This window comes from Cognatundibacterium rugosum (assembly GCF_014284365.1).
Taxonomy (GTDB): Bacteria; Pseudomonadota; Gammaproteobacteria; order Burkholderiales; family Burkholderiaceae_D; genus Undibacterium; species Undibacterium rugosum.
In genome coordinates, this window is record NZ_JACOGG010000001.1 from 43,234 (window position 1) to 69,355 (window position 26,122).

General features: G+C 53.9%; 21 protein-coding genes. 10 read left to right on the top strand and 11 right to left on the bottom strand.

Going from position 1 to position 26,122, the window contains the following annotated elements; all coding sequences use genetic code 11:
* The first annotated feature begins 99 nt into the window (after positions 1 to 99).
* The 6 genes from H8K47_RS00170 (at position 100) to H8K47_RS00195 (ending at position 6,267) form a co-directional block, all read left to right on the top strand.
* Entirely contained in the window at positions 100 to 729 is a 630-nt protein-coding gene (locus H8K47_RS00170) for a PepSY-associated TM helix domain-containing protein (protein WP_186879416.1), read from the top strand.
* A 137-nt stretch (positions 730 to 866) separates the two neighbouring features.
* Positions 867 to 1,421: a DUF2271 domain-containing protein gene (locus H8K47_RS00175; RefSeq protein WP_186879417.1), complete on the top strand. Its 555-nt coding sequence runs from the start codon at positions 867 to 869 to the stop codon at positions 1,419 to 1,421.
* 11 nt (positions 1,422 to 1,432) lie between these two features.
* Positions 1,433 to 2,242: a DUF4198 domain-containing protein gene (locus tag H8K47_RS00180; protein ID WP_186879418.1), complete on the top strand. Its 810-nt coding sequence runs from the start codon at positions 1,433 to 1,435 to the stop codon at positions 2,240 to 2,242.
* A gap of 10 nt (positions 2,243 to 2,252) precedes the next feature.
* A complete protein-coding gene (locus tag H8K47_RS00185) occupies positions 2,253 to 3,287 on the top strand; it encodes an FAD:protein FMN transferase (RefSeq protein WP_186879419.1) in 1,035 nt (344 codons plus the stop codon).
* The gene (locus tag H8K47_RS00190; RefSeq protein ID WP_186879420.1) at positions 3,287 to 4,762 is read left to right on the top strand and encodes a sulfite reductase subunit alpha; all 1,476 of its coding nucleotides are present in this window, start codon (positions 3,287 to 3,289) and stop codon (positions 4,760 to 4,762) included. Before H8K47_RS00185 ends, H8K47_RS00190 begins: the two co-directional genes overlap by 1 nt.
* A gap of 77 nt (positions 4,763 to 4,839) precedes the next feature.
* The gene (locus H8K47_RS00195) at positions 4,840 to 6,267 is read left to right on the top strand and encodes a tetratricopeptide repeat protein (RefSeq protein ID WP_186879421.1); all 1,428 of its coding nucleotides are present in this window, start codon (positions 4,840 to 4,842) and stop codon (positions 6,265 to 6,267) included.
* Positions 6,268 to 6,336: 69 nt separating this feature from the next.
* Here the strand turns inward: H8K47_RS00195 and H8K47_RS00200 are convergent, their stop codons facing one another.
* The 11 genes from H8K47_RS00200 to H8K47_RS00250 form a co-directional block, all read right to left on the bottom strand.
* Positions 6,337 to 6,678: a zinc ribbon domain-containing protein YjdM gene (locus H8K47_RS00200; protein WP_186879422.1), complete on the bottom strand. Its 342-nt coding sequence runs from the start codon at positions 6,676 to 6,678 to the stop codon at positions 6,337 to 6,339.
* A 125-nt stretch (positions 6,679 to 6,803) separates the two neighbouring features.
* Positions 6,804 to 7,667 carry a DUF4062 domain-containing protein gene (locus tag H8K47_RS00205; RefSeq protein ID WP_186879423.1) on the bottom strand — a complete coding sequence of 288 codons (864 nt, stop codon included), beginning with the start codon at positions 7,665 to 7,667 and terminating at the stop codon, positions 6,804 to 6,806.
* Positions 7,668 to 7,783: 116 nt separating this feature from the next.
* Complete coding sequence (locus tag H8K47_RS00210) at positions 7,784 to 8,317, bottom strand: RBBP9/YdeN family alpha/beta hydrolase (RefSeq protein WP_186879424.1); 534 nt, start codon at positions 8,315 to 8,317, stop codon at positions 7,784 to 7,786.
* Between the two features lie 69 nt (positions 8,318 to 8,386).
* Complete coding sequence (locus H8K47_RS00215) at positions 8,387 to 8,701, bottom strand: hypothetical protein (protein ID WP_186879425.1); 315 nt, start codon at positions 8,699 to 8,701, stop codon at positions 8,387 to 8,389.
* Between the two features lie 79 nt (positions 8,702 to 8,780).
* Positions 8,781 to 9,068, bottom strand: a complete 288-nt coding sequence (locus tag H8K47_RS00220) for a hypothetical protein (protein WP_186879426.1) — start codon at positions 9,066 to 9,068, stop codon at positions 8,781 to 8,783.
* Positions 9,069 to 9,294: 226 nt separating this feature from the next.
* The gene (locus H8K47_RS00225) at positions 9,295 to 9,657 is read right to left on the bottom strand and encodes a GFA family protein (protein ID WP_230410121.1); all 363 of its coding nucleotides are present in this window, start codon (positions 9,655 to 9,657) and stop codon (positions 9,295 to 9,297) included.
* A gap of 199 nt (positions 9,658 to 9,856) precedes the next feature.
* Positions 9,857 to 13,144 carry a fused isobutyryl-CoA mutase/GTPase IcmF gene (gene icmF, locus H8K47_RS00230; RefSeq protein ID WP_186879427.1) on the bottom strand — a complete coding sequence of 1,096 codons (3,288 nt, stop codon included), beginning with the start codon at positions 13,142 to 13,144 and terminating at the stop codon, positions 9,857 to 9,859.
* Positions 13,145 to 13,443: 299 nt separating this feature from the next.
* The gene (locus H8K47_RS00235; RefSeq protein WP_186879428.1) at positions 13,444 to 17,052 is read right to left on the bottom strand and encodes an indolepyruvate ferredoxin oxidoreductase family protein; all 3,609 of its coding nucleotides are present in this window, start codon (positions 17,050 to 17,052) and stop codon (positions 13,444 to 13,446) included.
* A gap of 460 nt (positions 17,053 to 17,512) precedes the next feature.
* Positions 17,513 to 19,021: a sensor histidine kinase gene (locus H8K47_RS00240; RefSeq protein WP_186879429.1), complete on the bottom strand. Its 1,509-nt coding sequence runs from the start codon at positions 19,019 to 19,021 to the stop codon at positions 17,513 to 17,515.
* Positions 19,018 to 19,734 carry a response regulator gene (locus H8K47_RS00245; RefSeq protein ID WP_186879430.1) on the bottom strand — a complete coding sequence of 239 codons (717 nt, stop codon included), beginning with the start codon at positions 19,732 to 19,734 and terminating at the stop codon, positions 19,018 to 19,020. Before H8K47_RS00245 ends, H8K47_RS00240 begins: the two co-directional genes overlap by 4 nt.
* Complete coding sequence (locus tag H8K47_RS00250) at positions 19,709 to 21,004, bottom strand: ABC transporter substrate-binding protein (RefSeq protein WP_186879431.1); 1,296 nt, start codon at positions 21,002 to 21,004, stop codon at positions 19,709 to 19,711. The genes H8K47_RS00245 and H8K47_RS00250 overlap by 26 nt, the downstream gene beginning before the upstream one ends.
* Positions 21,005 to 21,476: 472 nt before the next feature.
* Here H8K47_RS00250 and H8K47_RS00255 point away from each other — a divergent pair, with 472 nt between their 5' ends.
* The 4 genes from H8K47_RS00255 (at position 21,477) to H8K47_RS00270 (ending at position 26,061) form a co-directional block, all read left to right on the top strand.
* Positions 21,477 to 22,733 (top strand): maltoporin, encoded by a 1,257-nt coding sequence (locus tag H8K47_RS00255; protein ID WP_186879432.1) that lies wholly within the window; start codon positions 21,477 to 21,479, stop codon positions 22,731 to 22,733.
* 121 nt (positions 22,734 to 22,854) lie between these two features.
* On the top strand, positions 22,855 to 24,108 hold the full coding sequence (locus tag H8K47_RS00260) for an ABC transporter substrate-binding protein (protein WP_186879433.1): 1,254 nt from the start codon (positions 22,855 to 22,857) through the stop codon (positions 24,106 to 24,108).
* A 158-nt stretch (positions 24,109 to 24,266) separates the two neighbouring features.
* Positions 24,267 to 25,208, top strand: coding sequence for a carbohydrate ABC transporter permease (locus H8K47_RS00265; protein WP_186879434.1), 942 nt, complete (start codon positions 24,267 to 24,269; stop codon positions 25,206 to 25,208).
* Positions 25,198 to 26,061: a carbohydrate ABC transporter permease gene (locus tag H8K47_RS00270; protein ID WP_186879435.1), complete on the top strand. Its 864-nt coding sequence runs from the start codon at positions 25,198 to 25,200 to the stop codon at positions 26,059 to 26,061. Before H8K47_RS00265 ends, H8K47_RS00270 begins: the two co-directional genes overlap by 11 nt.
* The last annotated feature ends 61 nt before the right edge of the window (positions 26,062 to 26,122 follow it).

Here is a 26,122-nt window from a genome sequence, read left to right on the forward strand (position 1 = left end):
TGATTCCCAGCAAACAGGTTTTTCATTTATTGTGAGAAATTGGAAAAACTCAATGTATAATTGAGAATCATTATCATTTAAGACCCCAGGAAGTATTCAGTGCCGAATTCCAGCTCCCCACATCAACAACGTGCATTCTGGCTGCGTCATCTGCATCAATGGCACTGGATCAGCTCTGCGATTTGCCTGGTCGCGATGATCATGTTTGCCGCTACAGGGATTACGCTGAATCACTCCGCTCAGATTGAAGCGCATCCGACAGTGACCCAGCTGTCAGCCAGCTTGCCTGCTGCCTTGCGCGCTGAATTACACAGCCTGAGCAGCGAAGAGCCTGCCGCGCTGCCTGGCGCTGTGACGCAATGGCTGGATCAGGAATTCCATACCCGCAGTGCACGTGCCGTGCCTGAATGGTCACCGGAAGAATTGTACTTACCGCTGCCACGCCCGGGTGGCGATGCCTGGCTGCGCATCGATCTGGGCAGTGGTACCGTGGAATATGAACTGACTGACCGTGGCTGGGTCTCCTATTTGAATGATTTACACAAGGGCCGCAATACCGGCAGCGCCTGGACCTGGTTTATTGATCTGTTTGCTGCGGCCTGTCTGATTTTTTGTATTACCGGTTTATTTTTGTTGAAAATGCACGCAGCCAACCGGCGCGGTACCTGGCCTTATGTGGCATTGGGTCTGGTCACGCCTTTACTGCTTGCAGTTATTTTTATCCATTAGACTGGCTGCTTGATCGTTAAACGGCAGTCTGCGTTTAACGATCGATCTGAGCCGCACCCTGACATTGCCAGGTACAAATCCACCCCAGCCGTGATGGTGCAGCAGTCTTGTTATTGACTTGTTTATCAAGGTTAACTATGCGTTCTCTCTCTCCTGCTACGCTGCAAAATTTGCGTCCAAATTTACGTCCATTTGCGATCACCGCCCTGCTGGGCAGCCAGGCCTTAGTCGCCCAGGCGGCTGATCTGACCGTCAAGGTCGAAGTACCAAAACTGAATGTGGCGGAATACCACAAACCCTATGTCGCGATCTGGATAGAAAAACCGGACCAGACTTTCGCCGGCAACCTGGCAGTCTGGTATGACCTGAAAAAACGCAATAATGAAGGCACGAAATGGCTCAAGGATTTGCGCCAGTGGTGGCGTCGCAGCGGACGTGAACTGGACATGCCGGTTGACGGCCTGAGCGGTGCCACCCGCACCACCGGCGAACACAGCCTGAGCTTTGCCAGTGACAAAGGCGCGCTGGCTAAGTTACCTGCCGGTGACTACAACCTGCTGGTCGAAGCAGCGCGTGAAGGCGGTGGCCGTGAAGTCGTGAAAGTCCCGTTCCAATGGCAAGGCAAAGAAGTCAATTTCAAAGCGCAGGGCAACCATGAACTGGGCGCCATCAGCATTAACATCAAATCCTGAGGAGCTGGCACATGATCACCTTACGTCAATTGAGTGCATTCACACTGCTGGCCTGTGCCAGCCTGTCTGCTCAGGCGCACCGCACTTTCCTGGTACCGACCTCCACCGTGGTATCCGGTAATGCGCCCTGGGTCAGTTTCGATGCTGCAGCTGCCACCAATGTGTTTGAATTCGACCACGTGGCACTGAAGCTCGATAATCTGCAAATCACTGCCCCGGATGGCAGCAAACTAACACCGGAAAATAGCTATAGCGGCCGTTTCCGCAGCAGCTTTGATGTACAGCTCAAACAAACTGGCACCTATAAAATCGGTACTTTTAGCGATGGTCTGTTCGCCTCCTACAAAGAAAATGGTCAGCCTAAACGCTGGCGCGGCAGTGCCGAGGCTTTTGCTAAAGAAATCCCGGCCGGTGTGACTGATCTGCAAGTGACTCAGCGTAGCGGTCGTGTCGAAACCATCGTCACTAACGGCAAACCAGGCGGTAAAGCACTGGAGATTTCCGGCAAAGGTCTGGAACTCAGCGCGGTGACGCATCCGAATGATCTGGTGTTCGGTGAAAACGCGACCTTCCGCTTACTGCTGGACGGCAAACCTGCTGCCAACGTGAGTGTGGAAGTGATACCCGGTGGTGCGCGTTACCGTCAAAAGCTGAATGACAAAACCTATGTCACCGATGCCAATGGCCAATTCAGTGTGAGCTGGACTCAGCCTGGCCTGCAATGGCTGGAAGCGGAGGTGAAAGACGACAAAGCGACGGTAGCACCGGCCAAGAGCCGTGTCTCCAGCTATGTGGTGACACTGGAAGTCTTACCGCAATAAACAGCCGCACATGAGACTCGTGTTCATCCCCCTGGATGCGCCGGAACCACCGGCGCTGCCTGCACCACTGCGCTTGTTGCAGCTGTCAGGCAGCAGCATGGGTTGCAGCTGGCAGGTGCAGTTTTACTTGCCAGCCTGCCACCCACAACAGCAGGCAGCGTTCTGGCAAAACGGGATACAGCAGGAACTCGATCTGGTGGTGCAGCAAATGAGCCACTGGGAGGCCGGGTCTGATTTATCGCGCTTTAACCAGGCCACGGCTGGCAGTGTCTGCACGCTGGCTCCGGAGTTTTGCACTGTGATGGATTACGCCATTTATCTGGCACGGCAAACCGAAGGCGCCTATGACCCGGCCGCAGGCAAGTTGGTCAATCTGTGGGGCTTCGGCCCGGCAAAAAATCGCCATGAGCCAGCACGCCGTCCGTCTGAAGCTGCCATTGCAGAAGTGCTGACCCAGCCTGGCTGGCGCGACCTGCAACTGAACCGGCTACGTCGCGAACTGCTGCAACCAGGCGGCCTGAGCCTCGATCTGTCATCGATTGCGAAAGGTTTTGCAGTCGATCAGGTAGCTGCGTTTCTGGAGCGGCATGCTATCCCCAGCTACCTGGTGGAAGTGGGCGGCGAACTGCGCGGCTTTGGCATCAAGCCAGATCACATGCCATGGTGGGTGCGTATAGAAACACCACCCGTTCATGCACAATCCCCGACACCGATGAACTGGGACGGGCTGGTCGCTCTGCATGGCTTAGCCATCGCAACATCGGGCAGTTACCGTCAGTTTTTTGAACAGGATGGACGCCAGTATTCGCATACCCTGGACCCGCGCAACGGTTATCCGGTCGATAATAATCTGGTCTCGGTCACCGTTTTACACAAGGAATGCATGATCGCGGACGCACTGGCTACCGCCTTCACCGTCATGGGTGAGCAGGCTGCGCTGGACTATGCGGACAGCCATCAGATTGCCTGTTGCCTCATGTGCCAGTCCGCAAGCGGGCTGCAAGTGCGCCTCAGTCGCACCATGCAGGCCATGCTGGATACATAATGAAATTTCCTAAGCAACTCTTCAGTGCCGGACGCCTCAGTCTGGCCAGCGGTGTGGCCGGTGCGCTGGCACTGAGTCAGGCAGCGCCACGTCCACTCAGTGTGGCGCTAATTGCAGGCAGCTATCTGAGCCTGTGCTGGGCCAGCTGGATCAGTCCCTGGCTGGCCGAACGACGGCAGCAACACAGCAGCGATGCCGCAGGCCATGAGGAACGCATCCTGATCGGCTACGCGAGTCAGACTGGCTTTGCATTCAGTCTGGCTCAGAAGACGGCAGAACATTTGCAGCAAGCCGGACTGCCCAGCCAGATCCTGAGCCTGAACCAGCTGACGCCTGCGCTGTTGCAGCAGACGCGGCGTCTGCTGCTGATCGTCAGCACCACCGGTGAAGGCGATGCACCGGATAACGCCGATCAGTTTTGCCGTAAGCTGCTGCCGCAACAACTGGATCTGCAACACTTACAAATTGGCCTGCTGGCACTCGGTGATCGTCACTACAGCCATTACTGTGCATTTGGTCATCAGCTGGCGCACTGGTTTGCGCATCGGGGAGCCACGCCTTTATGCGACCTGATTGAAGTCGATAATGGCGATGAAGCCGCCTTACGGCACTGGCAGCATTATCTGGGCCAACTCAGCGGCCACACGGAGCTGGCCGACTGGAGTACCCCTGACTACCAACACTGGACGCTGCAGCAACGTCAATGCCTGAACCCGGATAGCCAGGGCAGTCCGGTATTTCATCTGAGGCTCACGCCACCGGCTGGTGAAGATGGTGAAGCTGGTGACACGATAGGCTGGAAGGCTGGCGATATTGCTGAAATCGGCCCGCAGCCCGCACCGGGACTGGCGATCAGCGGTGCAGATGCCCCCCCTTTACCACACCGTGAATACTCTATTTCCTCGCTGCCCGGCGATGGCGGACTGGAACTGCTGGTCAGGCAATTGCAAAAGGATGACGGCAGCCTGGGTCTGGGTTCGGGCTGGCTGACCGCCTATGCAGAAATCGGGCAAACCATACAGCTGCGCATACGCAGCAATCCGCAATTCCATACTCCAGGCGCAGAGCGCCTGATCCTGATCGGCAATGGCACTGGTCTGGCCGGTTTGCGCGCGCATCTGAAACAACGCGTCGCCACCGGTCAGCGACAGAACTGGCTGATTTTTGGCGAACGTCAGCGCAGCAAGGATTTTTTCCACCAGTCCGACATTCTCGACTGGCAGGCACAGGGATGGCTACCGGAACTGGATCTGTGTTTTTCGCGCGACCAGGCAGAACGCCGCTATGTACAGCATGCTTTACGCGAACGTGCTGCACTATTGGCTGACTGGATGGAGCAAGGTGCTGCAATCCTGGTCTGCGGCAGCCTGCAGGGCATGGCGGGCGAAGTGCATCAGACCTTGCTCGACGTGCTGGGTGAAGACCAGCTGGATCAGCTCAGCGATCAGGGCCGTTATCTGCGCGACGTGTACTAGGGCAGCTTGCCAGTCATTAAGCACGGCATTACCATGCCTACATCCTGAACTGCCCAGACTCTGTGCTGAACTTGCCCATGTGCGCCATGCCTGACCACGATATCACCACTTACCTGCGTGAAGGCCATGCCTGTATCGCAGACGGTGATTTGCTGACAGCACAGCTGGCCTTTCGTAAAGCGCTGTCCTTACAGGCCGATAACGGCGAAGCCATGGCCAACCTGGGCTGGCTCGCCGAACAACAGCAAGACTGGCCTGCGGCGGCAAATTATTATGAACAAGCGCTGGCCTTATTGGCACCACATGCACAACTCAGCTTTCAGCTCGCGCATGTGCTGCTGCAACTGAAACGCTTTGAGGAAGCCGAGCTGCATCTGCTGCAGGGCTTACAGCTAGAGCCAACTTCTGCGACTGGCTGGTCGCACTACGGCATGCTGCGTACGGTGCAATACCGTGAGGTGGAAGCTGAGGAAGCCTACCGCCATGCCATTGCGCTGGCACCGGACAAGCTGGCACCGCGCTTCAATCTGAGTTATCTGCTGCTCAGACAGGGGCGCTTGCAGGAAGGCTGGCAATATTGGGAAGCCCGCCCCTGGCAACAGCTAAGCCGCTATGCGCACACAAAACGCCTGACTACCGGACAGTCACTCCAGGGCATGCGCGTGCTGATTACACAGGAAGGCGGGGCTGGTGACCTGATCCAGTTTTGCCGCTATCTGCCACTGCTGCGCCGGGAAGGTGTTGCCCGCCTGGGTCTGGTCTGCGATCGCGCATTGCTAGGTCTGATGCAAGGGCTGACTGAGCTGGCTGAAACTGGCCATTCTGCTTCTCCTGCCGCACCGGATGTATTGCTGGATTTTTCTGCCACGATCAACGAAGCAGACTGGGACGGCTGGCTGCCATTGATGAGCCTGCCCGGCCATGTTCAAACCCGTTTTGACAGTATCCCGGCAGGGACATCTTACTTATCCCTGCCTGCGGCGCTGACCCAACACTGGCAACAGCTGTTTCCACAAACAAGGCCCAGGCCCTTGCGTATTGGTCTGGCATGGCAGGGCAATCCGGCATTTGAAAATGATGCAGACCGCTCGATCGCGGATATCCGTTGTCTGCTTCCCTTAGCTGAATTACCCGATATAGACTGGATCTGTCTGCAAAAAACGCAGCACAGCGCACAGGATGGGGTAGCGGCATGGAACCTGGCTTCTCCGCAGCGGCCTTTGCAGGACTACTCAGCGGAGCTGCGTGACTTTGCCGATACCGCAGCCTTGATACAGCAACTGGATCTGGTGATCAGTGTCGATACCGCTGTCGCCCATCTGGCTGGTGCCCTAGGCAAGCCTTGCTGGCTGATGCTACCCTGGTTTAAACCGGACTGGCGCTGGCTAAATCGTCGCCAAAGCAGCCCATGGTATCAACAAACCCGGTTATTTCGTCAGACAGCGGCTGGTGACTGGGACAGTGTGGTGACAGCGATCAGGGCTGCCTTAATCAGCATGCGCTGATCAACTGATCTAAGCGGGGCAGCCTGATGCGATTGAAGTGTAACGCTGAAGGCCGCGCTACGGTGACAGTTACGCTTTACGCAGGTAACAGGCTTTCAACATGAAATTACCGCCATCCATTTTGCAATCGACTTCATGGTCGCCGCCAACGATGCGTATACTTTTGATCTTGGTGCCTTGTTTGAGTGTGGTGGAAGAACCTTTGACTTTCAAATCCTTGATCAGCACGACTGCATCGCCATCAGACAAGACATTACCAACGGAATCTTTCACGATGCGCTCGTCATTGTCGTCTTCACTGGCTGCAGCCTGAGCCGGCCATTCAAAACCACAATCCGCACACACCAGGTTGTCACCATCGGGATAGGTATTTTCTAAGCCACATTGCGGGCAGGCGGGAAAACTGGACATACTTACTTTCGAAACATTGAACAGACCCTAGTATAACCGGACAGCTGCCTTACCCCGCCAAAGCCCGAGCAGAATACTGCGGCAAATGCTGTGCCGGTCAAGGTCAAGGCCACAGCCCGCTGCACTCAGCCGCCGTTTTTTTGCTTGTAGATGGTGTCGATGATGATCAGCTCCATTTTGCGTATCACTTCCACCGCATCCTCAAGCGGTATCATCGCACCACGGGCCAGACTGGAAGCGGCTGCCAGCGTATTACTGGCCAACAGCAATTCCAGCGCATCCTTGAGCGGCGCATCATCAAAATCCGGTGGCAGTACCGGTAAAACCTTGGATTTAAAAAACGCAAAGCGCGGTTCAGTCAGCAAATAGCGTTGTGCATTCTTCTTCACTGCCGGTGCTGCTACCTCCGGCGCGGCTGTGCTGAGACTGGCAGCTTGCGCTTGCGGTGTCACCACCGCTGGCACCGTCACCGGTGCCACTGTGACCGGGGCAGGAGCAGGAACTGCCGCCGGCACCGCTTTCTTCACCGGACTCAGCACACGATGCAAATCATTGTGAATTTTGGCAACCAGATCATCGGGGGAATCAAAAAAACGTACGTCATGCGACTGACTCAACTGCGCCTTGAAATCAGCCAGCCATTGCGCGGCGATACCGGTATCCACATTTTTAGGCAAAATAGGATGTTCATCTTCATCGATCAGATAAATCAGCGTCGGTATGCAATACAACTGTGCTTCCAGATATTCCAGCTGTATCAAAGATTTTCCGGTACTGGCATCGACATCACCAAATACCATGCCAAATACACCGATATACGCCTTCGCACTACGCACCAGGCGTAAACGGTCTTCGATCGGGGTTTCCGGCAAAGCCGAAGTCAGGGTCGCCCCAAAATAAGCGGCGGCCTCTCGCGTGAATTCCTCACTCAAACGTTTGCGATGCACGGCGAGATCAAACGGTGTGGAGCTGACAAATACGGTGGTCATACGGTCTCCCTGCAATTAATCGGTCTACTCAGCGTTGAGTTCATTCGATGCAGTATATACCTTGCCGTGCGTCAAGGAACAGCCAAGTCTGACAGTGGCTGTGTTCCCTTGCAACATCAGGGCTGCGACAGCGTCTGCAGGGTTTGCCAGCCTTGCGGCCAGTCTGCCAGACCACTCTCGGCATTGATGTGACCAGCCTGTCCCAGATCGGTCAGCGCACAGCCCCAGCGCTGCGCGCACTGCTGTGAAAAAGTCATGCTGGCATACGGATCATCCTGGCTGGCGATGATATGTGCAGGAAAAGGCAAAGTCAGACTGGGTAAGTCTTCATACCCGCTGGCCGTGGCAGGAAACGCAGCGCCCTGCGGATCAGGCACAGCCACCAGCAAAGCGCCACGGATACGCAAGCTGGTCTGCGCCGCCCAGTGCGCGACCGTCAGGCTGCCCATGCTATGCGCTGCAATCAGCACATCGGGACCCAGGCGCGCCACTTCCCTTTCAAGTGCAGCCACCCATACCTCGCGTTGCGGCCGCATCCAGTCTTGGATCGTGATGCGCTGACACTGCGGATAGGCAGACTGCCACAAAGATTGCCAATGGTCGGGGCCAGAATTGGCGTAACCAGGGAAAATCAATACCGGAGATGACATGCAAAATACCTTTATTTATCTCAAAATCGGGACAGATGCTACGCACAGAATGATACAGCAGCGCGGACATCAAGCAGCCACATACTCATAAGATGCGGTCGCCAGGCTTGCAAATACCTGCCTGCCGGAATAAGGAACAGCGACCCATTCCTTCATAGGGCGTCCCTTGCCCGATGGATCCCACAATACGGCACCAGTCAGCGCCAATGCCCTGGCGTGACTTTCGCCTCGTAACTTGAACACAATGGTTTCCTTGTGTTGGGCGAGGAAAGCTTTGCCAGCTACTTTCAGGCAAGCTTTCCCAAACATTTGCCCCGCAACGACTTGCGGATCATCCGCAAAATTCAGTACCAATTGCTCATATGCATACAGTATTTCTGACATGATCTCGCCTTTCCTGCGTAACTAGGGCCTGTTAACATTCAATTTCCGCAATTTAAATGTTAACAGGCCCTAAGCTGAATCAGGTTTTTTCCATCGTTCCATCGCGGAATATTCTCATAAATTCGACCTGATGCTTAATTGAATCAGCATATATTTCCGCATTACTCAATGAAGTCAGCTCCTCCAGTTCGCCCGACGGGGTATAACGGAAGTGCGTTATTTTTGCATCTTTGGGGTTAAAGCCAAATTTGGCGGAATAACGACAATGCAAATCACCAAGAAACACGTCTTTGAACTGCATGAAATAGACGGTGTCGTACCATGACTGCTGCGCTTCATAGAGTGTTCTTATCGACGACTTTCTCATCGTTATAGATCAGGCGAAAACAAAAAGTCGCTGTCGGCGAATCATGATCCTCAACAGCAGGTCACCATCAATTTTCTTCAGGTATTTTTTTCAGTCGTTACAGATATCCTGATTTCATGTATGGTGACTGAGACAGCTTAGTCACGGAAATTGAAGCGAGCACCGCCTGATTCCATCATGGGTAAAAAAGGCAAATAAAATCCAGCCTCTCAGTCATTCACATAGATCACATCATCGCATTACCCAGCGCCTGACGAACCGGGATACCTTCAGGATCAAATCCCTCCAGGCAGAAGACATTGATACCCAGATGATCGGGCGTGACGCGTTTGCGGTGGAAGGGATAAATGCCGCAGACTTTACAAAAGAAATGACGGGCAGTATGGGTATGAAATTGATACTCAGTCAGCGCCTCCGCACCCGCGATCAGGTCAAACTGACTTTCGTGCACTTTCACCATCAGCGCATTTTTTCGGCGACAAATCGAGCAATCGCACATCGTCATTTCTGGAAAATCCGTCTCTATCTGAAAACGCACCGCGCCACAGTGACAACTGCCTTGATAAGTCTGCATAGGACGACTAGCCATCGTATTCCTGCTCCTGTTTTTATTCGTTGAGAACTAGGCACAGTATGCATGTATCCATAAAAAAATCCCGGCACAGATCCGGGATTTTTGTACGTTGTTCTGATTTACATTGATGTGCGCTGCCATATCAGTCGCATCAGCTTTTTATCGGGCTGACGCTCAGTCCTGCACATACAGGACTGAGTACTACACCGCAAAATCACATATTGCGACGATACTGGCCACCGACTTCAAACAAGGCGGTCGTGATCTGACCCAGCGAACAGACACGGGCGGCATCCATCAGACGGGCAAACACGTTTTCATTGTCGATTGCGGCTTGCTGTAAAGCAGCCAGCGCTTGCGGTGCGACTGCGGCGTGGCGTTGATGGAATTCCGCCAGACGCGTCAATTGCGACTGTTTTTCTTCTTCCGTCGACCGTGCCAGTTCTATCTTTTGCGGTGTTTCACCGGTCTTAGGATTACGGAAGGTGTTCACGCCGATGATAGGCAGGGTGCCATCATGCTTCAGGTGCTCATAATGCATAGACTCTTCCTGTATCTTACCGCGCTGATAGCCAGTTTCCATCGCACCCAGCACGCCGCCACGTTCGGCGATACGTTCGAACTCCTGCAACACGGCTTCTTCCACCATATCCGTCAGTTCTTCGATGATGAAGCTGCCTTGTATCGGGTTTTCGTTTTTCGCGAGACCCCATTCACGGTTGATGATCAGCTGTATCGCCAGTGCGCGACGGACTGATTCATCCGTTGGTGTGGTGATCGCTTCATCATAGGCATTGGTATGCAGGCTGTTACAGTTATCGTAAATCGCGATCAAGGCTTGCAGCGTGGTACGGATATCGTTGAAGTCGATTTCCTGCGCATGCAGACTGCGGCCCGAAGTCTGGATATGGTATTTCAGCTTCTGGCTGCGTTCATTGGCACCGTATTTATCACGCATTGCCACCGCCCAGATACGGCGCGCCACCCGGCCCAGCACGGTATATTCGGGGTCCATGCCATTGCTGAAGAAGAAGGACAGATTCGCGGCGAAATCATCGATGTGCATGCCACGTGCGAGATAGGCTTCGACAAAGGTGAAGCCATTTGACAGCGTGAATGCCAGCTGGGAAATCGGATTGGCACCGGCTTCAGCGATGTGGTAACCGGAAATCGAGACCGAGTAGAAATTACGTACCTGATGGTGCACGAAGTATTCCTGAATATCGCCCATCACTTTGAGTGAAAATTCAGTCGAGAAGATACAGGTATTCTGACCCTGATCTTCTTTCAGAATGTCAGCCTGTACCGTGCCGCGTACATTCATCAAGACCCAGGTGCGGATTTTGGCCGCTTCGTCAGCAGTCGGTTCGCGCTTATTATCAGCACGGAACTTATCCATTTGCTGATCGATCGCGGTATTCATGAAGAAAGCCAGAATAGTCGGTGCCGGGCCATTGATGGTCATGGACACAGAAGTCGCCGGATCGCACAGATCGAAACCATCATAAAGCACCTTCATATCATCCAGCGTCGCAACGGAAACGCCGGAGTTACCGATTTTTCCGTAGATATCAGGACGCAGCGCCGGATCCGCGCCATACAGCGTGACCGAGTCAAACGCGGTCGACAGACGTTTGGCATCCATGCCTTGTGATACCAGTTTAAAGCGACGATTAGTCCGGTAAGGATCGCCCTCACCCGCGAACATACGGGTTGGGTCTTCACCTTCGCGTTTGAATGCAAATACACCCGCAGTGTAAGGGAAAGAACCAGGTACATTTTCCAGCATCAGCCAGCGCAGGATTTCACCGTGATCGGCAAAGCGTGGCAGCGATACTTTACGAATCGTCGTACCCGACAAAGACTGATAGGTTAAGCGGGTACGGATTTCCTTGTCGCGGATTTTGACGACATATTCGTCGCCGGAGTAGGCTTGCTGCATATCTGGCCACATGCTGATCAGTTTTTTCGATTCAGCAGACAAATGGTTGTCACGCTCGGTGATCAACTCGTCGATGCTATTCAGAGAATCGCCTTTACCGGCCTTGCTCAGCATGCGTTTGGTTTCCTGCAATTGCTGGCGTTCGCGTGCAAAGCTGACTTGGGTGCGGGTGGTTTTGTGGTAGCCGCGTACGGTGTCAGCGATTTCCGCCAGGTAGCGTGCACGCGCCGGCGGCACAATCACGTTTTTGGCACTGGAATAGCGTACTTCTACTGCAGCCAGTTTGCCGGGCTGCGTTTTCAAACCGCGGCTGGTGAGTGCTGGCAATATACCCTGATACAAGGCGGTCACGCCATCATCATTGAAACGCGAAGCCTGGGTGCCATACACAGGCATATCGTCTGGCTTTTTGCTCCACAGTTCGCGGTTACGCTGGTATTGTTTGGCTACGTCGCGCAAGGCATCCTGTGCACCTTTGCGGTCGAATTTATTGATCGCGACAAAATCGGCGAAGTCCAGCATATCGATTTTTTCGAGCTGCGATGCAGCACCAAATTCCGGCGTCATCACATACATGGACACGTCCACATGTGGCACGATGGCTGCATCGCCCTGACCGATACCCGAAGTTTCCACGATCACCAGATCAAAGCCAGCCACTTTGCAGGCCGCAATCACGTCTGGCAAAGCCTGAGAAATTTCTGAACCGGCTTCACGCGTCGCCAGCGAGCGCATAAACACGCGGTGCTGACCAGCCCAGGGATTGATCGCATTCATACGGATGCGGTCACCCAGCAAGGCGCCGCCAGATTTGCGGCGCGAAGGGTCGATAGAAATCAGTGCGATATTCAGCTGGTCATCCTGATCCAGACGGATACGGCGGATTAATTCGTCCGTCAGCGAGGATTTACCGGCGCCGCCGGTGCCGGTGATACCGAATGCCGGTACCCGCGTCTGTTCTGCGGCCTGATGCAGCGCCACACGTAATTCCGGTTTGACCTGGTCATTTTCGAGTGCAGTAATCAGCTGCGCCAGCGGCCTGTGTTTGTCGACGATTTCACCTTCCTGCAGCACTTGCAGGCTGGCCGGTGCATAGCCGGACAAGTCGATGTCGCAGGCTTGTATCATGGACAGTATCATGCCGACCAGGCCCATGCGCTGGCCGTCTTCCGGGCTGAAAATGCGGGTCACGCCATACGCATGCAAATCGGCGATTTCATCCGGCACGATCACGCCACCACCACCGCCAAACACCTTGATGTGAGCACCACCTCGTTGTTTGAGCAGGTCTATCATGTATTTAAAATACTCGACGTGACCACCCTGATAACTGGAGATCGCGATACCCTGCGCATCTTCCTGTAAGGCGGCAGTGACGATCTCTTCGACTGAGCGGTTATGGCCCAGATGGATCACTTCGGCACCATTCGCCATCAGAATGCGGCGCATGATATTGATCGAGGCATCATGGCCATCGAACAGGGAAGCGGCAGTGACAAAGCGCACTTTATTCGCAGGTTTGTATTCGGTCAGGTTTTGGGCTACGGACAGGTCTGTCATGTCATCCTCAACGGTAGTTGGGCAAGCTGTCAGTGCATGGGGTGAGTGTGCACTGACCCTCTTGCACTGACAACTTGCTGCTGAATTATGCAGCTAAGTTATATGACGTTAACGTTAACGTCAATATGAAATTAAAAGGAGGCGATGGGTTCTGCTTACGCATTTTCGTCCGCCTTTGCTCGGTGAGCCGCTCTGTGTATAAGTGAAATCAGAAGGCTGAGCTTTGATGCGCCTTTGCGGCATAAATCCGCCGGAAAGGCGCATCGATACTCAGTCTATCTGGCAAAGTGAAGCCCGGATCAGGCCACGCGATGCAATTCCACCACTTTAGCCTTGACTTGCAGGCGCGCCTGCTCGGCATAGTAATTTTGCATGGCTTTTTCCTTCACATGACCAAAGCCGCGGATTTTCTCGGGCAGACTGGCCAGCGCCACCGCCTGCTCCAGATTCTCTGCCGATAAGCGACCGATCAGGCCAGCGATCATTTCCTGGTAATCCTTGATCAAGGCACGCTCAGCACGTCGTTCAGCGGTGTAGCCAAACACATCAAGGGCGGTACCGCGCAAGCCTTTCAGGCCTGCCAGCAGCTTAAATGCCTGCCACACCCAGGAGCCATACTTCGCCTTAACCAGATGACCCTGCGCGTTTTTCTTGGCCAGTAAAGGTGGAGCGAGATGGAATTGCAGACTGAAATCGCCTTCAAACTGTTGCTTGATTTTGTCGCTGAATTCGCCATTGGTGTACAGACGGGCGACCTCATACTCATCTTTATAAGCCAAAAGTTTGAAGTAATAACGCGCTACGGCCATGCTGAAGGCATTGCCCTTGCCGAGTGCGCTTTCGGCATTGCGCGCGCGCTGCACCAGCTCGCTGTATTGCGCGGCATAGTCTGCGTTTTGATAGGCTGTCAGGAAATCCACACGACGTTTGATCAGGCTGTCCAGGCTCTGCGGCATTTGCAGCACGACCTTCTGTGCCGGGAAGGCAACCGCTTCGACCCGCACCAGATCAACAGCAGCACGACGCCCCCAGAGGAAGGCTTTTTTATTGGACTCTATCGCAACGCCATTGAGTTCTATAGCACGCATCAGTGCAGCTTCCGATACCGGGATCGCCCCTTTTTGATAAGCGAAACCCAGCATGAACAAATTGGTTGCAATCGAGTCACCCATCAGCGCGGTGGCCAGACGGGTCGCATTGATGAAATCAACCTTGCCGCTTACCGATTCGCTGATCAGATGTTCGACTGACTCCAGCGGGAACTGCCAGTCTGCATTTTTGGCAAATGCACCGGTAGGCTGTTCATGGGTATTCACCACCGCACGGGTACGGCCGGCCCGCATTTTGGAAATCGCATCATGCGCACCAGCGGTCAGGATGTCGCACCCAAGGATCAGATCCGCTTCACCGGTTGCGATACGTTGCGCACGCAGTTTACTACCCTGTTCGATGATACGGATATGCGAAGTCACCGAGCCGTTTTTCTGCGACATACCGGTCATATCCAGCACCGACGCGCCCTTACCTTCCAGATGCGCTGCCATACCGAGCAAGGCACCAACCGTGATCACACCGGTACCGCCAATCCCATTGAGCAGGATGTTGTAAGCACTGCTGCAGGCTGGCAGTTGTGGTTCAGGCAAAGCACCGAAATCATCATTCTTCGCGGTGCCGGTTTTTGATTTGCGCAGCTTGCCGCCTTCTACCGTGACAAAGCTGGGGCAGAAGCCTTTGACGCAGGAATAATCTTTATTGCAGGAAGACTGGTCGATCACGCGCTTGCGGCCGAATTCTGTTTCCAGCGGCATCAGCGAAGTACAGTTGGATTGCACGCCGCAATCGCCACAGCCTTCGCATACTGCTTCGTTAATGAACAGACGCTGATTCGGGTCAGGAAATTCGCCTTTTTTGCGGCGACGACGTTTTTCCGCGGCACAGGTCTGATCGTAAATCAGTACGCTGCAGCCTTGGATTTCACGCAATTCGCGCTGTACTACATCCATGTCTTTACGGTCATGCAGGGTGACCATTTCCGGCAATTGGGAACGATCGCTGTAGCGCGACAAATCTTCCGTCACCAAGGCGATGCGCTTGACGCCTTCAGCTGCCATTTGCTGTGCCATCATAGGCACCGTAATAGTGCCATCGACGGGCTGGCCACCGGTCATCGCAACCGCATCGTTATACAAAATCTTGTAAGTGATATTCACTTTGGCCGCCGCCGCCGCGCGTATGGCCAGATAACCGGAATGGAAATAAGTACCGTCACCCAGGTTCTGAAACACATGCGGCAATTTAGAAAAGGCCGCCTGACCTATCCACGGTGCGCCCTCACCACCCATGTGGGTGGTGAGCTTATTGTGTTCAGGATAAATCGCGGTCGCCATCACATGGCAACCGATACCGGCCAGCGCCAGACTGCCTTCCGGTACCTTGGTCGAGGTATTGTGCGGACAGCCCGAGCAATAGTAAGCCGGACGGGCCGGAGTATTGACCTGCTTGGTCAGCACCACGTCCTTCGCTTCGAGGAAGGCCAGGCGCGCCTTGATCAGGTCGCTGGTGTGGAAGCGCGCAATCCGTGAAGAAATCACACGCGCAATCTGTGCCACAGAAAAATCTGCCTTCGACGTCAGCAACCACTCGCCACGCGGATGTACCCATTCGCCTTTTTCATCGAACTTACCAATCACGCGCGGACGCACATCGTCGCGCCAGTTGTACAATTGTTCTTTGAGCTGGTATTCCACCATCTGGCGTTTTTCTTCCACCACCAGAATTTCATCCAGACCTTGCGCGAATTCGCGTATGCCATCCGGTTCCAGCGGCCACGGCATCGCCACCTTATACAGGCGGATACCAATGTCAGCGGCGAATTGTTCATCGATGCCCAGTTCTTCCAGCGCTTCCAGCACATCCAGATAAGATTTACCGGAGGCGACGATGCCCAGCTTGGCATTCGGGCTGTCGATGGTGGTGTGATTGAGCTTGTTGGCGCGCGCATAGGCCAGGGCCGCATAGATCTTGTAATCCTGCATCAGCGCTTCCTGCTTACGCGCCTGTATGCCCAGTGTATCGAGCGATAAACGGGTGTTGAGACCGCCTTCCGGCATCACAAAATCCTGCGGTATCTGTATCTGCAAACGGAAAGGATCCGCATCGACCGAGGCGGTGGATTCCACCGTATCGGCCAGTGCCTTAAAGCCTACGGCGCAGCCGGAAAAACGCGACATGGCCCAGGCATGTAAGCCCAGATCCAGGTATTCCTGTACATTACAGGGATACAGCATAGGAATCATGCAGGCAGAAAAAATATGGTCAGACTGATGCGGCAGCGTGGACGAATAGGCGCCATGGTCATCACCGGCCACCAGCAAGACGCCGCCATGTTTAGCGGTACCGGCATGGTTCATGTGTTTGAACACATCGCCGCAACGATCCACGCCCGGGCCTTTACCATACCACATAGAAAACACGCCATCGTATTTAGCCGGGCCGATCAGATCGACGGTCTGGGTGCCCCAAACCGCAGTTGCAGCCAGGTCTTCATTCACACCCGGTACGAACTGTACGTGATTTTGTTCTAATAAATTTTTGGTTTTCCACAAAGTCTCATCGAGACCACCGAGCGGGGAACCGCGGTAACCGGAAATAAAACCGGCTGTATTCAGTCCTGCAGCCAGATCGCGCTGGCGTTGTATCATCGGCAGACGGACTAAGGCCTGTATGCCTGAGAGGAAAATTGTTCCACTATTGGATGTGTATTTATCATCGAGCTGCACATCGTGCAACACCGGTGTGACGGCAGGATTAATTGTAGCTGCGGATTGGGTAGATACTGTTGCGGCGGACGGGCTTGCGCCTGAGGCGGACGAAAGTCCAGCAGACCCCATCGTGGTGTCGGATGACATAGTGGCTCCAAAATTTGTGATTTTTGATCGCAAAGAACATGCAGAGCGTCCGGTAAGACACAAATTTGTTCATCACCTGTAGCGAGGTATCGGGTACAGGTTAGTTGCGTTGGCTGAGATAGCAGCCATTTTATTCGAATCCGGGACAAAACTCGATAGCCAGTGCAGCCATCGTGCGTGTACTGTCAAATTAATTAAAATTTTTACAGTATTTTCTGTCGTCCAGATTCTAAAGAGTTCAAAGAAAGCTTTCGAAATGTTCGCTGCAGCGCTTTCACGACTTCCTTTGAAATCTGCTGTAAGAACAGTGTAGGGCAGCAGCGCAAACAAAGAAAATACAGAATTTGAATAGGGCTATCATTTTTTTTGATAGCCCAGTATCGATGCTGACAAATTCAGCATTTGCAAGCGGTGATCAAGATGCAAAGCGTGTCGTCCCGGCGTTCAGCCTGTGACCCGACTAGGCCTGCGTATCAGGTGCCGCGCTGGCTGGCAGGCGTATGCAGGCCAGCAAACCTCCGCCCGCTGCATTTTGCAAAATCAACTCCCCCTGATGCGCCTGTACGATATCGCGTGCAATTCCCAGCCCCAGACCCATGCCGGATTGGTTGCTTTGGCGGCCATGTTCCAATCTGACATAGGGATCAAACAAGGTAGCCAGTGCCTGTTCAGGCACGCCGGGGCCATGATCACGAATCGCAATTTCCACATAGGCAGCGCTTTGACTGACCGTGATACTGACCTGGCTGCCATAATGCAGCGCATTATTGAGCAGATTGCTGATCGCACGTTTAAGCGCAAGTGGCTTGGCCACCACTTCGATACCGCTGGCTTCAAATGCAATCGCATGACCACCCAGCTTCACATCCCTGACCATGCGACCGATCAAAGCATCGAGTCGTATCGCGGTCGGATTTTCATGGATATCACTGTCTTTTACGCATTGCAGCGCACCTTTGACCATCATATCGAGCTCATCCAGATCATCGTGGAATTCACTGCGCGTCGCTTCGTCATCAAGTAACTCTGCCCGTAATTTCAAACGCATAATCGGCGTGCGTAAATCATGCGAAATGGAGACGAATAAACGTTCGCGGTCTTCGATATAGCGTTGTATGCGCTCACGCATCAGCCCAAACGCACGTGCTGTGTTCAGGAATTCCTTACTGCCGGTATCCGGCAACGCGGGCACGCTGTCGCCCTGACCAAACGCATCCGCCGCCGAGGACAAAGCGGCCAGCGGACGGGTAATCCAGCGTACGACCAGCAGCGATAACACAAATACCGCCAGTAAAGTCAGCACTTGCAGCAGTACCCGGTCACCGGAAAACGGATCACTGCCATTCAAAAAATAGGGATTCGGCATCAAGGTTGCCAGATATAGCCAGTTGCCGGGCTCCAGTTCTGCTTGTATCACCATCACCGGTGCGGGCTTGGGCCGGGTGACCAGAATATGCTCCACCCATTTATCCGGCACATCACTGATACCGGTTCCATCCTGAGAAAAACGTACATCCTGCGGCCAGGCAAAGCTGACCTGCAACTGACGAATCGCTGGCAATTCCTGCTGTATGACTTTGCGTACCTGCTGCAGCGCCAGTATCGATAATTCCTCATCCGCAAACGCTGTCATGCTGACTGGGCCATCAGTCAGATTGGCAAAAAATCGGGTGCCCCCCATTTCGCGGAATTGTTGTATCACCAGACCACGATAATTGACCGGCAAACTGAGGAAATAGCGCAGACTGCTGGCGGCGCTATGCCCCAGATGCTCGGCTGCAGTACGCACTTCAGTACGCGCTTCGCTGCGCATTTGCGCTGCCCAAATCGCGTTCCCGGCAAACTGCACCAGCATCACGCCGGCCAGCATCACCAGACTCAGGCGCCCCAGTAAGGATTGCGGCACCCAGCGCGTCAGTCTGCGCTGACAACGTACAGCGAAACTGTCCTGACTGCCAGGCGTGTTCATGCAGCGCTGCCTGAACTGACATCGGCCGAGAATACATAGCCAGCACCGCGTACGGTTTTGATTAATTGCGGCTGTTTTCCATCATCATGCAAACGCAGGCGCAGCCGGCTGATCTGCACGTCGAGCGAACGATCCAGTGGCCCGGCATCGCGGCCACGCGTTTCTTCGCTGAGTACATTGCGGTCCAGAATATCGCCCGGATGTTCCACGAAATACTTCAACAACTGAAAATCCATACCGGTCAGCGCGATCAGTTCCCCCTCTGCATCCACCACAGAACGTTCGACGGTATCCATGGTGAAACCGGCAAAGCGGTAAAAACGCGGCGCCCCAGCAGTTTCTGAGCCGACCCTGCGGTGTATCGCTTTAATACGCGCCAGCAATTCGCGTGGGTTGTAGGGCTTGGCGATGTAATCGTCGGCCCCCAGCTCCAGCCCGACGATACGGTCTGTGTCGTCCGAACTGGCAGTCAGCATGATGATAGGAATATTCGACTTCTGGCGCACTGTTTTGCACAGTGCAAAGCCATCGGTGTCAGGCAGCATCACATCCAGTATCACCAGCGATAATTCTTCACTATAGCGCTGAAATTCAGTCAGAAATGACTCGCCGTTATGGGCCAGTTTGACTTCATACTGATTTTTTTCCAGATAGGTTTTCAGCAAACTGCGGGTTTTCTGGTCATCATCAACGATTAATATCTTGCGCATCATTTCCTGCTTTATTTTTTGGGAGGGCACGCACCATGGTTGCGAGGCGCTTCTGTGCTTCTCCCACTGTCATCTGATCATCCATGAAGAAGCGATGGATTTCATTCATCATCGCATCTCTGGAAATTTCATCGGTCGCCATGCGGTGTGCAAAACTGGGTACCTGCACCGCAGCGCCGCCGGAAAATACTTTCCAGGCATTTCTGGCGCAACTGTCCATCTTACCCAGCTCGGGATTTTTCAACACCGGTATCGACCCTTTTACCTGATTGTATTCCTGTTGCAGAGCTGGTGAGACCACCCATTGCGCCAGCTTTTCCTGCGCACTGCGTTTGCTATTGTCTTTGGCCAGCATCACCAGGGTATCCACATCATAGATATGGTAGGCCGCAGTACCTGGTACGGCCACGCAGGAAAAGCCCACGTCAGTGGCCTGACCCAATGCATTGAGTTCGCCCTTGACCCAGTCCCCCATGATCAGCATGGCTGCCTGTCCATCAGCCAGCTGGCGGCTCAAATCCATCCACAGTTTGTCAGGCACAGGATTTGGCATGGCTTTTTTCAACAGACGCAGACGCTTCAATGCCTGTGCAAAGCGCGCATCCATCAATGCTGATGGTTGTTTGCGCACGAAGATATCCTGATAAAAAGCCGGACTGGAGACCGACAGCAGCACCGTTTCAAACAGCGTTGCCACTTGCCATATCTCGCTGCTTTGCGCGAGTGGTGTGATGCCAGCCTGCTGCAGCTTACGTACCACCTGATCAAATTCGTCCCAGCTGGAAGGCGGTTCCAGTTCCAGTTTGCTGAAGATTTTTTTGTTATAAAACAGGGTATTGATGCGGTGTATACCAAGCGGTGCAGCCACTACATGATTTTTTACCTGGATCAGATTCCAGACTTTAGGGAACAGGTTTTTTTCCCATTTACCAGACTGTGCCACGCTGTCTATCTCCAGCAGCAGACCCAACTCCGCCCATTCGGACACCAGCACGCCATTCAGTTGTGCGGCCTCGGGTGCATTGCCAGCCAGGATGCGGCTCTTGAGTACGATACTGGCACCGACGCCGGAGCCACTGGGTACCAGGCCATCGCGCCATTGCAGATTATCCTGCGCCAGCTTTGTGGTCAGGAGATTGACTGCCTGTTGCTCGCTGAGGGATTTCCACCAATGCAGAACCTGCACGGACTGCGCCTGTGCTGCCGTGCAGCTGACTGCCAGCAGACACGGCATGAACAGACGGCGCCAGTGGCTGGGCCTGAACCGCAGCATGCGTGTACCTTCCTCCGCGGGCAAGAAATCTTGTTGTTCTGTTTGCACCGTTCGGATCCTTCTTTGTCTCGGCACAGACTATAGCGCAAACCAGCCAGCTTACCGAGGTAAAAAAGCATAGGTCTTTGTAAAGAAGTGTGAGCCTGTCTTGCAAAGCATTACTACGGGAATTAACGCGATTTCCCCCTTGTCAGTCAGTGTTTTCTGATGAAGCACTGCGACAGTGCTCAGTCCACTTTGTAAAGTTATGTAAGCACACGAATTGAAAGTATTTAATATTTTCCATATAAATCAAATACTTAGCCTATCACCCCGGATTACGCCACAGTTCACTGGTATCACATTGACCGCGCTGATAATGTCTGCCTGCCGCAACAAAAACCAGCATGAGTCCTCTCTACCCCTACATTCCACATGCTGGCTTTTGTTGTCGCACCCCATAAAACACTTAGATCAAAAAGACGGAGACAACATGAAATACAGCAAACTGCGCGGTATGTCCGCGTTGGTCGCGCTCGCCCTGAGCGCAGGTATGGCACAGGCCAGCGAAGCAGAAGGTGAATTCCACGGTTATTTGCGTGCCGGCGTCGGCAGCAGTTCAGAAAAAGGCCCGCAAAGTTGCTTCGACCTCGGCGGCAATACCATGAAGTATCGCCTTGGCAATGAATGCGACAGCTACTTTGAAGGCGGCTATACCAAAGAACTCGCAAAGTCCGCCAATGGTGTGAGCTTTGTCGGCACTGTGTGGCTGGATGCGTATAAAAATGGCTCTGACTTCGGCAATGCCAAACCGGAAATCGCCAAAGCCTATGTCGAAGCCAAAGGTCTGGACTTCCTGAATGGCGGTGTGGCCTGGATCGGTAAGCGTTACTACTTCCGTCCCGATATTCACATGCTGGACCTGCAATACATCAATCTGAACGGTACCGGTGGTGGCTTCGACAAAATCGGTCTGGGGCCGGGCAAATTCAGCTACGCGATTTTTAAAGACAATGACAGCAATGTGTTTGATGCAAAATCCGGCAAACAGCTGAGCAGCGACGCAGCATTGCGTCAAAACCTGACTTACGAAGGTTTGCCGGTGAATCAGGATGGCACGATCGATGCGGCCTTATCGCTGATCAGTGCGCAAGGAACAGACCGCCACAATGGCTGGCAATTATCGGTATTCCACAAGCAGGATAAAGTATTCGGCGGCAACAATACCGTCGGTATTCAATATGGCGTGGGTCCCGGCACCGGCGTGGGCGGCCCTTGCTGCGACCGTATCGGCAGCTCAGGCAGCACCCTGCTGGGTTCGGATGTCACGCGTCTGCGTATTTTCAATGATCTGGTGATACAGCCTACCCGTCAGTTCAGCATGGAATTCGTGGCGCTGATGCAGCGTGACAAATCAAATGCAGGTGGTTCTTCAACCTGGACGACCTTAGGTGCGCGTCCGGTCTATGCCTTTACACAAAATCTGAAACTGCAGGCCGAACTCGGTACCAGCCGTGTGACCCAGGCCAACGGTGGTGAAGCCCTGCGTCTGACCAAACTGACTATTGCACCGACCATCACCATGGGCGAAAGCTACTGGTCACGTCCTGAGCTGCGCGCGTTTGTCACGTATGGCAAATGGAATAATGCAGCGACGGCTGCAGTCAACGCCAGCAATAACTCCGGCCCGGTGTATGGCAATAACACCAGCGGCACCTCGGTTGGTATCCAGCTGGAAACCTGGTTCTAAAGCAGTGAAACAAGGCTGTTAAGAACCGAAATCTGATCCCGGCGCCACCAGGCTGGCGCCACTTGCATACAGAGGCGTATACCTTCATCCACACAGGATGCGCCCATCCGGAGATAAATTCATGAAACTCAAACAAATCGTACAAGCCACCCTGGCTGCTGCCAGCCTGCTGGCTATCCCACTGTCCGGCATGGCCGCAGAAGTCGAAGTGCTGCACTACTGGACATCCGGTGGCGAAGCCAAATCGGCAGCAGAATTAAAAAAACTGATGGAAGCCAAAGGCGTGAGCTGGAAAGACTTCGCTGTGGCCGGTGGTGGTGGTGAAAATGCGATGACGGCGCTCAAGGCGCGTGTGATTGCGGGCAGCGCGCCAACCGCAGCGCAGATCAAAGGCCCATCAATACAGGAATGGGGCAAAGAAGGTGTGCTGGCTAATATCGACGTCGCTGCAAACGAAGGCAAATGGGATGCCAGCTTGCCTAAAGTCGTGTCTAACGTCATGAAGTACCAAGGTCATTATGTGGCAGTACCTGTCAACGTGCATCGCGTCAACTGGCTGTGGGTGAATCCTGAAGTACTGAAAAAAGCCGGTGCCACCGCGCCAAGCAATTTCGAGGAATTCTTTGTCGCCGCTGACAAAATCAAAAAAGCCGGCCTGATTGCGGTCGCCCATGGCGGCCAGCCTTGGCAAGATGCAACCGTGTTTGAATCGGTGGTGTTAGGTGTGGGCGGTGCTGCGTTCTATCAGAAAGCACTGGTACAACTCGATCCCGCCAGCCTCAACAGCCCGACTATGATTAAAGCCTTCGATACCCTGGCCAAAATCAAAACCTATATCGATAAAGATGCAGCTGGTCGCGACTGGAATCTGGCAACGGCCATGGTCATCAATGGCAAAGCCGGTATGCAGTTCATGGGTGACTGGGCTAAGGGTGAATTCAGCGCAGCAGGTAAACAGCCGGGCAAAGATTATCTCTGTCTGCCTGCACCGGGCACGGAAAAAGCCTTCACGTTCAATATCGATTCGCTGGCGATGTTCAATGTCAAAGGCGCAGATCAGCAAAAAGCCCAGCAGACGCTGGCGAATGCGGTGATGAGCCCGGAATTTCAGGAAGTCTTCAACCTGAACAAAGGTTCTATCCCAGCCCGAGCCGGTGTATCGCGTGCCAAGTTTGACAGCTGCGCACTGAAATCCATGGATGACATGGATGCGACCAGCAAATCTGGCGGCCTGGTACCAAGCTTCGCGCATGGTATGGCGATAGACTCCGCCAAAGCCGGCGCAATTCAGGACGTGGTGGCGCGCTTTATGAACTCCACAATGACTTCTCAGGCAGCCGCATCGGCGCTGGTCAAAGCTGCGAAAGCAAAATAAGCCAAATAAGCAGGTCCCGCTGCTGCCCCGTGCAAAGTCAAAGGTACAGGACAGCAGCAACCATCAGTTCAGGTAGCGGCATATCATCTGCATCTGCATCTGCGTTTGCCATGCATGGCGGACGCAGCTGTGCCGCTACAGTCCCGGAGAATTTGAGTATGTCGGTCAGCCTTTCGTCTTCCCCTGCTTCATCCCCAGTCAGTCTGCCGCTCACGCGACGGCTGGCACATCTGGGTGACCGCTGGTTACCCAGACTGGTGTTATCCCCCACCGTATTTGCGTCATTGCTGTTTGTGTATGGCTTCATCGCTTTCACGGCTTATCTGTCGCTGACAGAATCCCGGCTGATGCCGAATTACAGCTTCGCCGGTCTGGAGCAATACAACGCCCTGTTTGATCTTGATCGCTGGTGGGTATCTGCAGCCAATCTGGGTATTTTCGGCGGCTTATTTATCCTGATTTGCCTGATCACCGGCTTATTGCTGGCAGTGTTTCTGGATCAAAAAATCCGCATTGAAGGCGCACTGCGCGCCATCTATCTGTATCCGATGGCGCTGTCTTTTATCGTCACCGGCGCGGCCTGGAAATGGATCTTGAATCCCGGACTCGGTCTGGAAAAAATGCTGCATGACTGGGGCTATACCCAGTTTTCTATGGACTGGCTGGTGGATTCTGATATGGCGATTTACACCGTGGTCATCGCCGGTGTCTGGCAATCTTCAGGCTTTGTGATGGCCTTGTTTCTCGCCGGTTTGCGCGGCGTGGATGACAGCATCATTAAAGCTGCCATGGTCGATGGCGCCAGTCTGCCTACCATCTACCGTAAGATCGTGATACCGGCACTGCGTCCTGTGTTCTTTAGTGTCTTACTGGTACTTAGCCATATTGCGATCAAGAGTTTCGATCTGGTGATGGCACTGACTGCGGGAGGTCCCGGTACTTCCTCGGATGTGCCTGCGATTTTCATGTATCAGTTTTCTTTCACACGCGGACAACTGGGTCTGGGCGCGGCGTCGGCCATGATGATGCTGATGACAGTACTGGCGGTACTGGTACCGCTGATTTATCTGGAAACCAAGGAGGCTGGCCGTGCGCGCTGATTCCCAAGGCCGTATTGGCCGTCTGTTCATTTATCTGTTGTTGATCCTGTGTGCTTTGTATTACCTGGCACCGCTGTATGTGATGCTGACCACCTCGGTCAAAACCCTGGACGAAATCCGCGCGGGCAATCTGCTCGACTTACCAGCCCAGCTCAATCTGCAAGCCTGGCAAAAAGCCTGGAGTGGCGCCTGCACCGGCGTCAGCTGCGAGGGATTGGCGCCTTACTTCTGGAACTCGGTCAAGATGGCTGTGCCTGCGGTGCTGATCTCTACCCTGATCGGCTCCGTCAATGGCTACGTACTCGCGCACTGGAAATTCCGTGGCTCGGAAATCGTGTTCACCGCGCTGATGGTGGGCTGCTTCATCCCGTTTCAGGTGGTGATTCTGCCGATGGCGCGGCTGCTTGGACTGGCCGGTTTATCGAACACTACCGCAGGTCTGGTATTGGTGCATATCGTGTACGGCGTCGCATTTACTACGCTGTTCTTCCGCAATTACTACGTGAGCGTACCGGATGAACTGGTGAAAGCGGCGCGTATCGATGGCGCAGGTTTTTTCCGGATTTACCGCAGTGTGATTCTGCCTTTATCGCTACCGATTTTCATGGTTTGCTTTATCTGGCAATTCACCCAGATCTGGAATGACTTCCTGTTCGGCGTGGTGTTTGGCGGCACCGATGCACAACCCGTCACGGTAGCACTGAATAACCTGGTCAATACCTCAACCGGCGTGACGGAATACAACGTGAATATGGCGGCCGCCATCATTGCCGCACTGCCCACGCTGGGCCTGTATCTGCTGGCCGGAAAATATTTTGTACGCGGCCTGACTGCCGGTGCGGTCAAAGGCTGATCTGCCAAGCGAATGCGATGCAGATTAAATAAACAAAGCAAGATCTGAAGGAGACTCAATT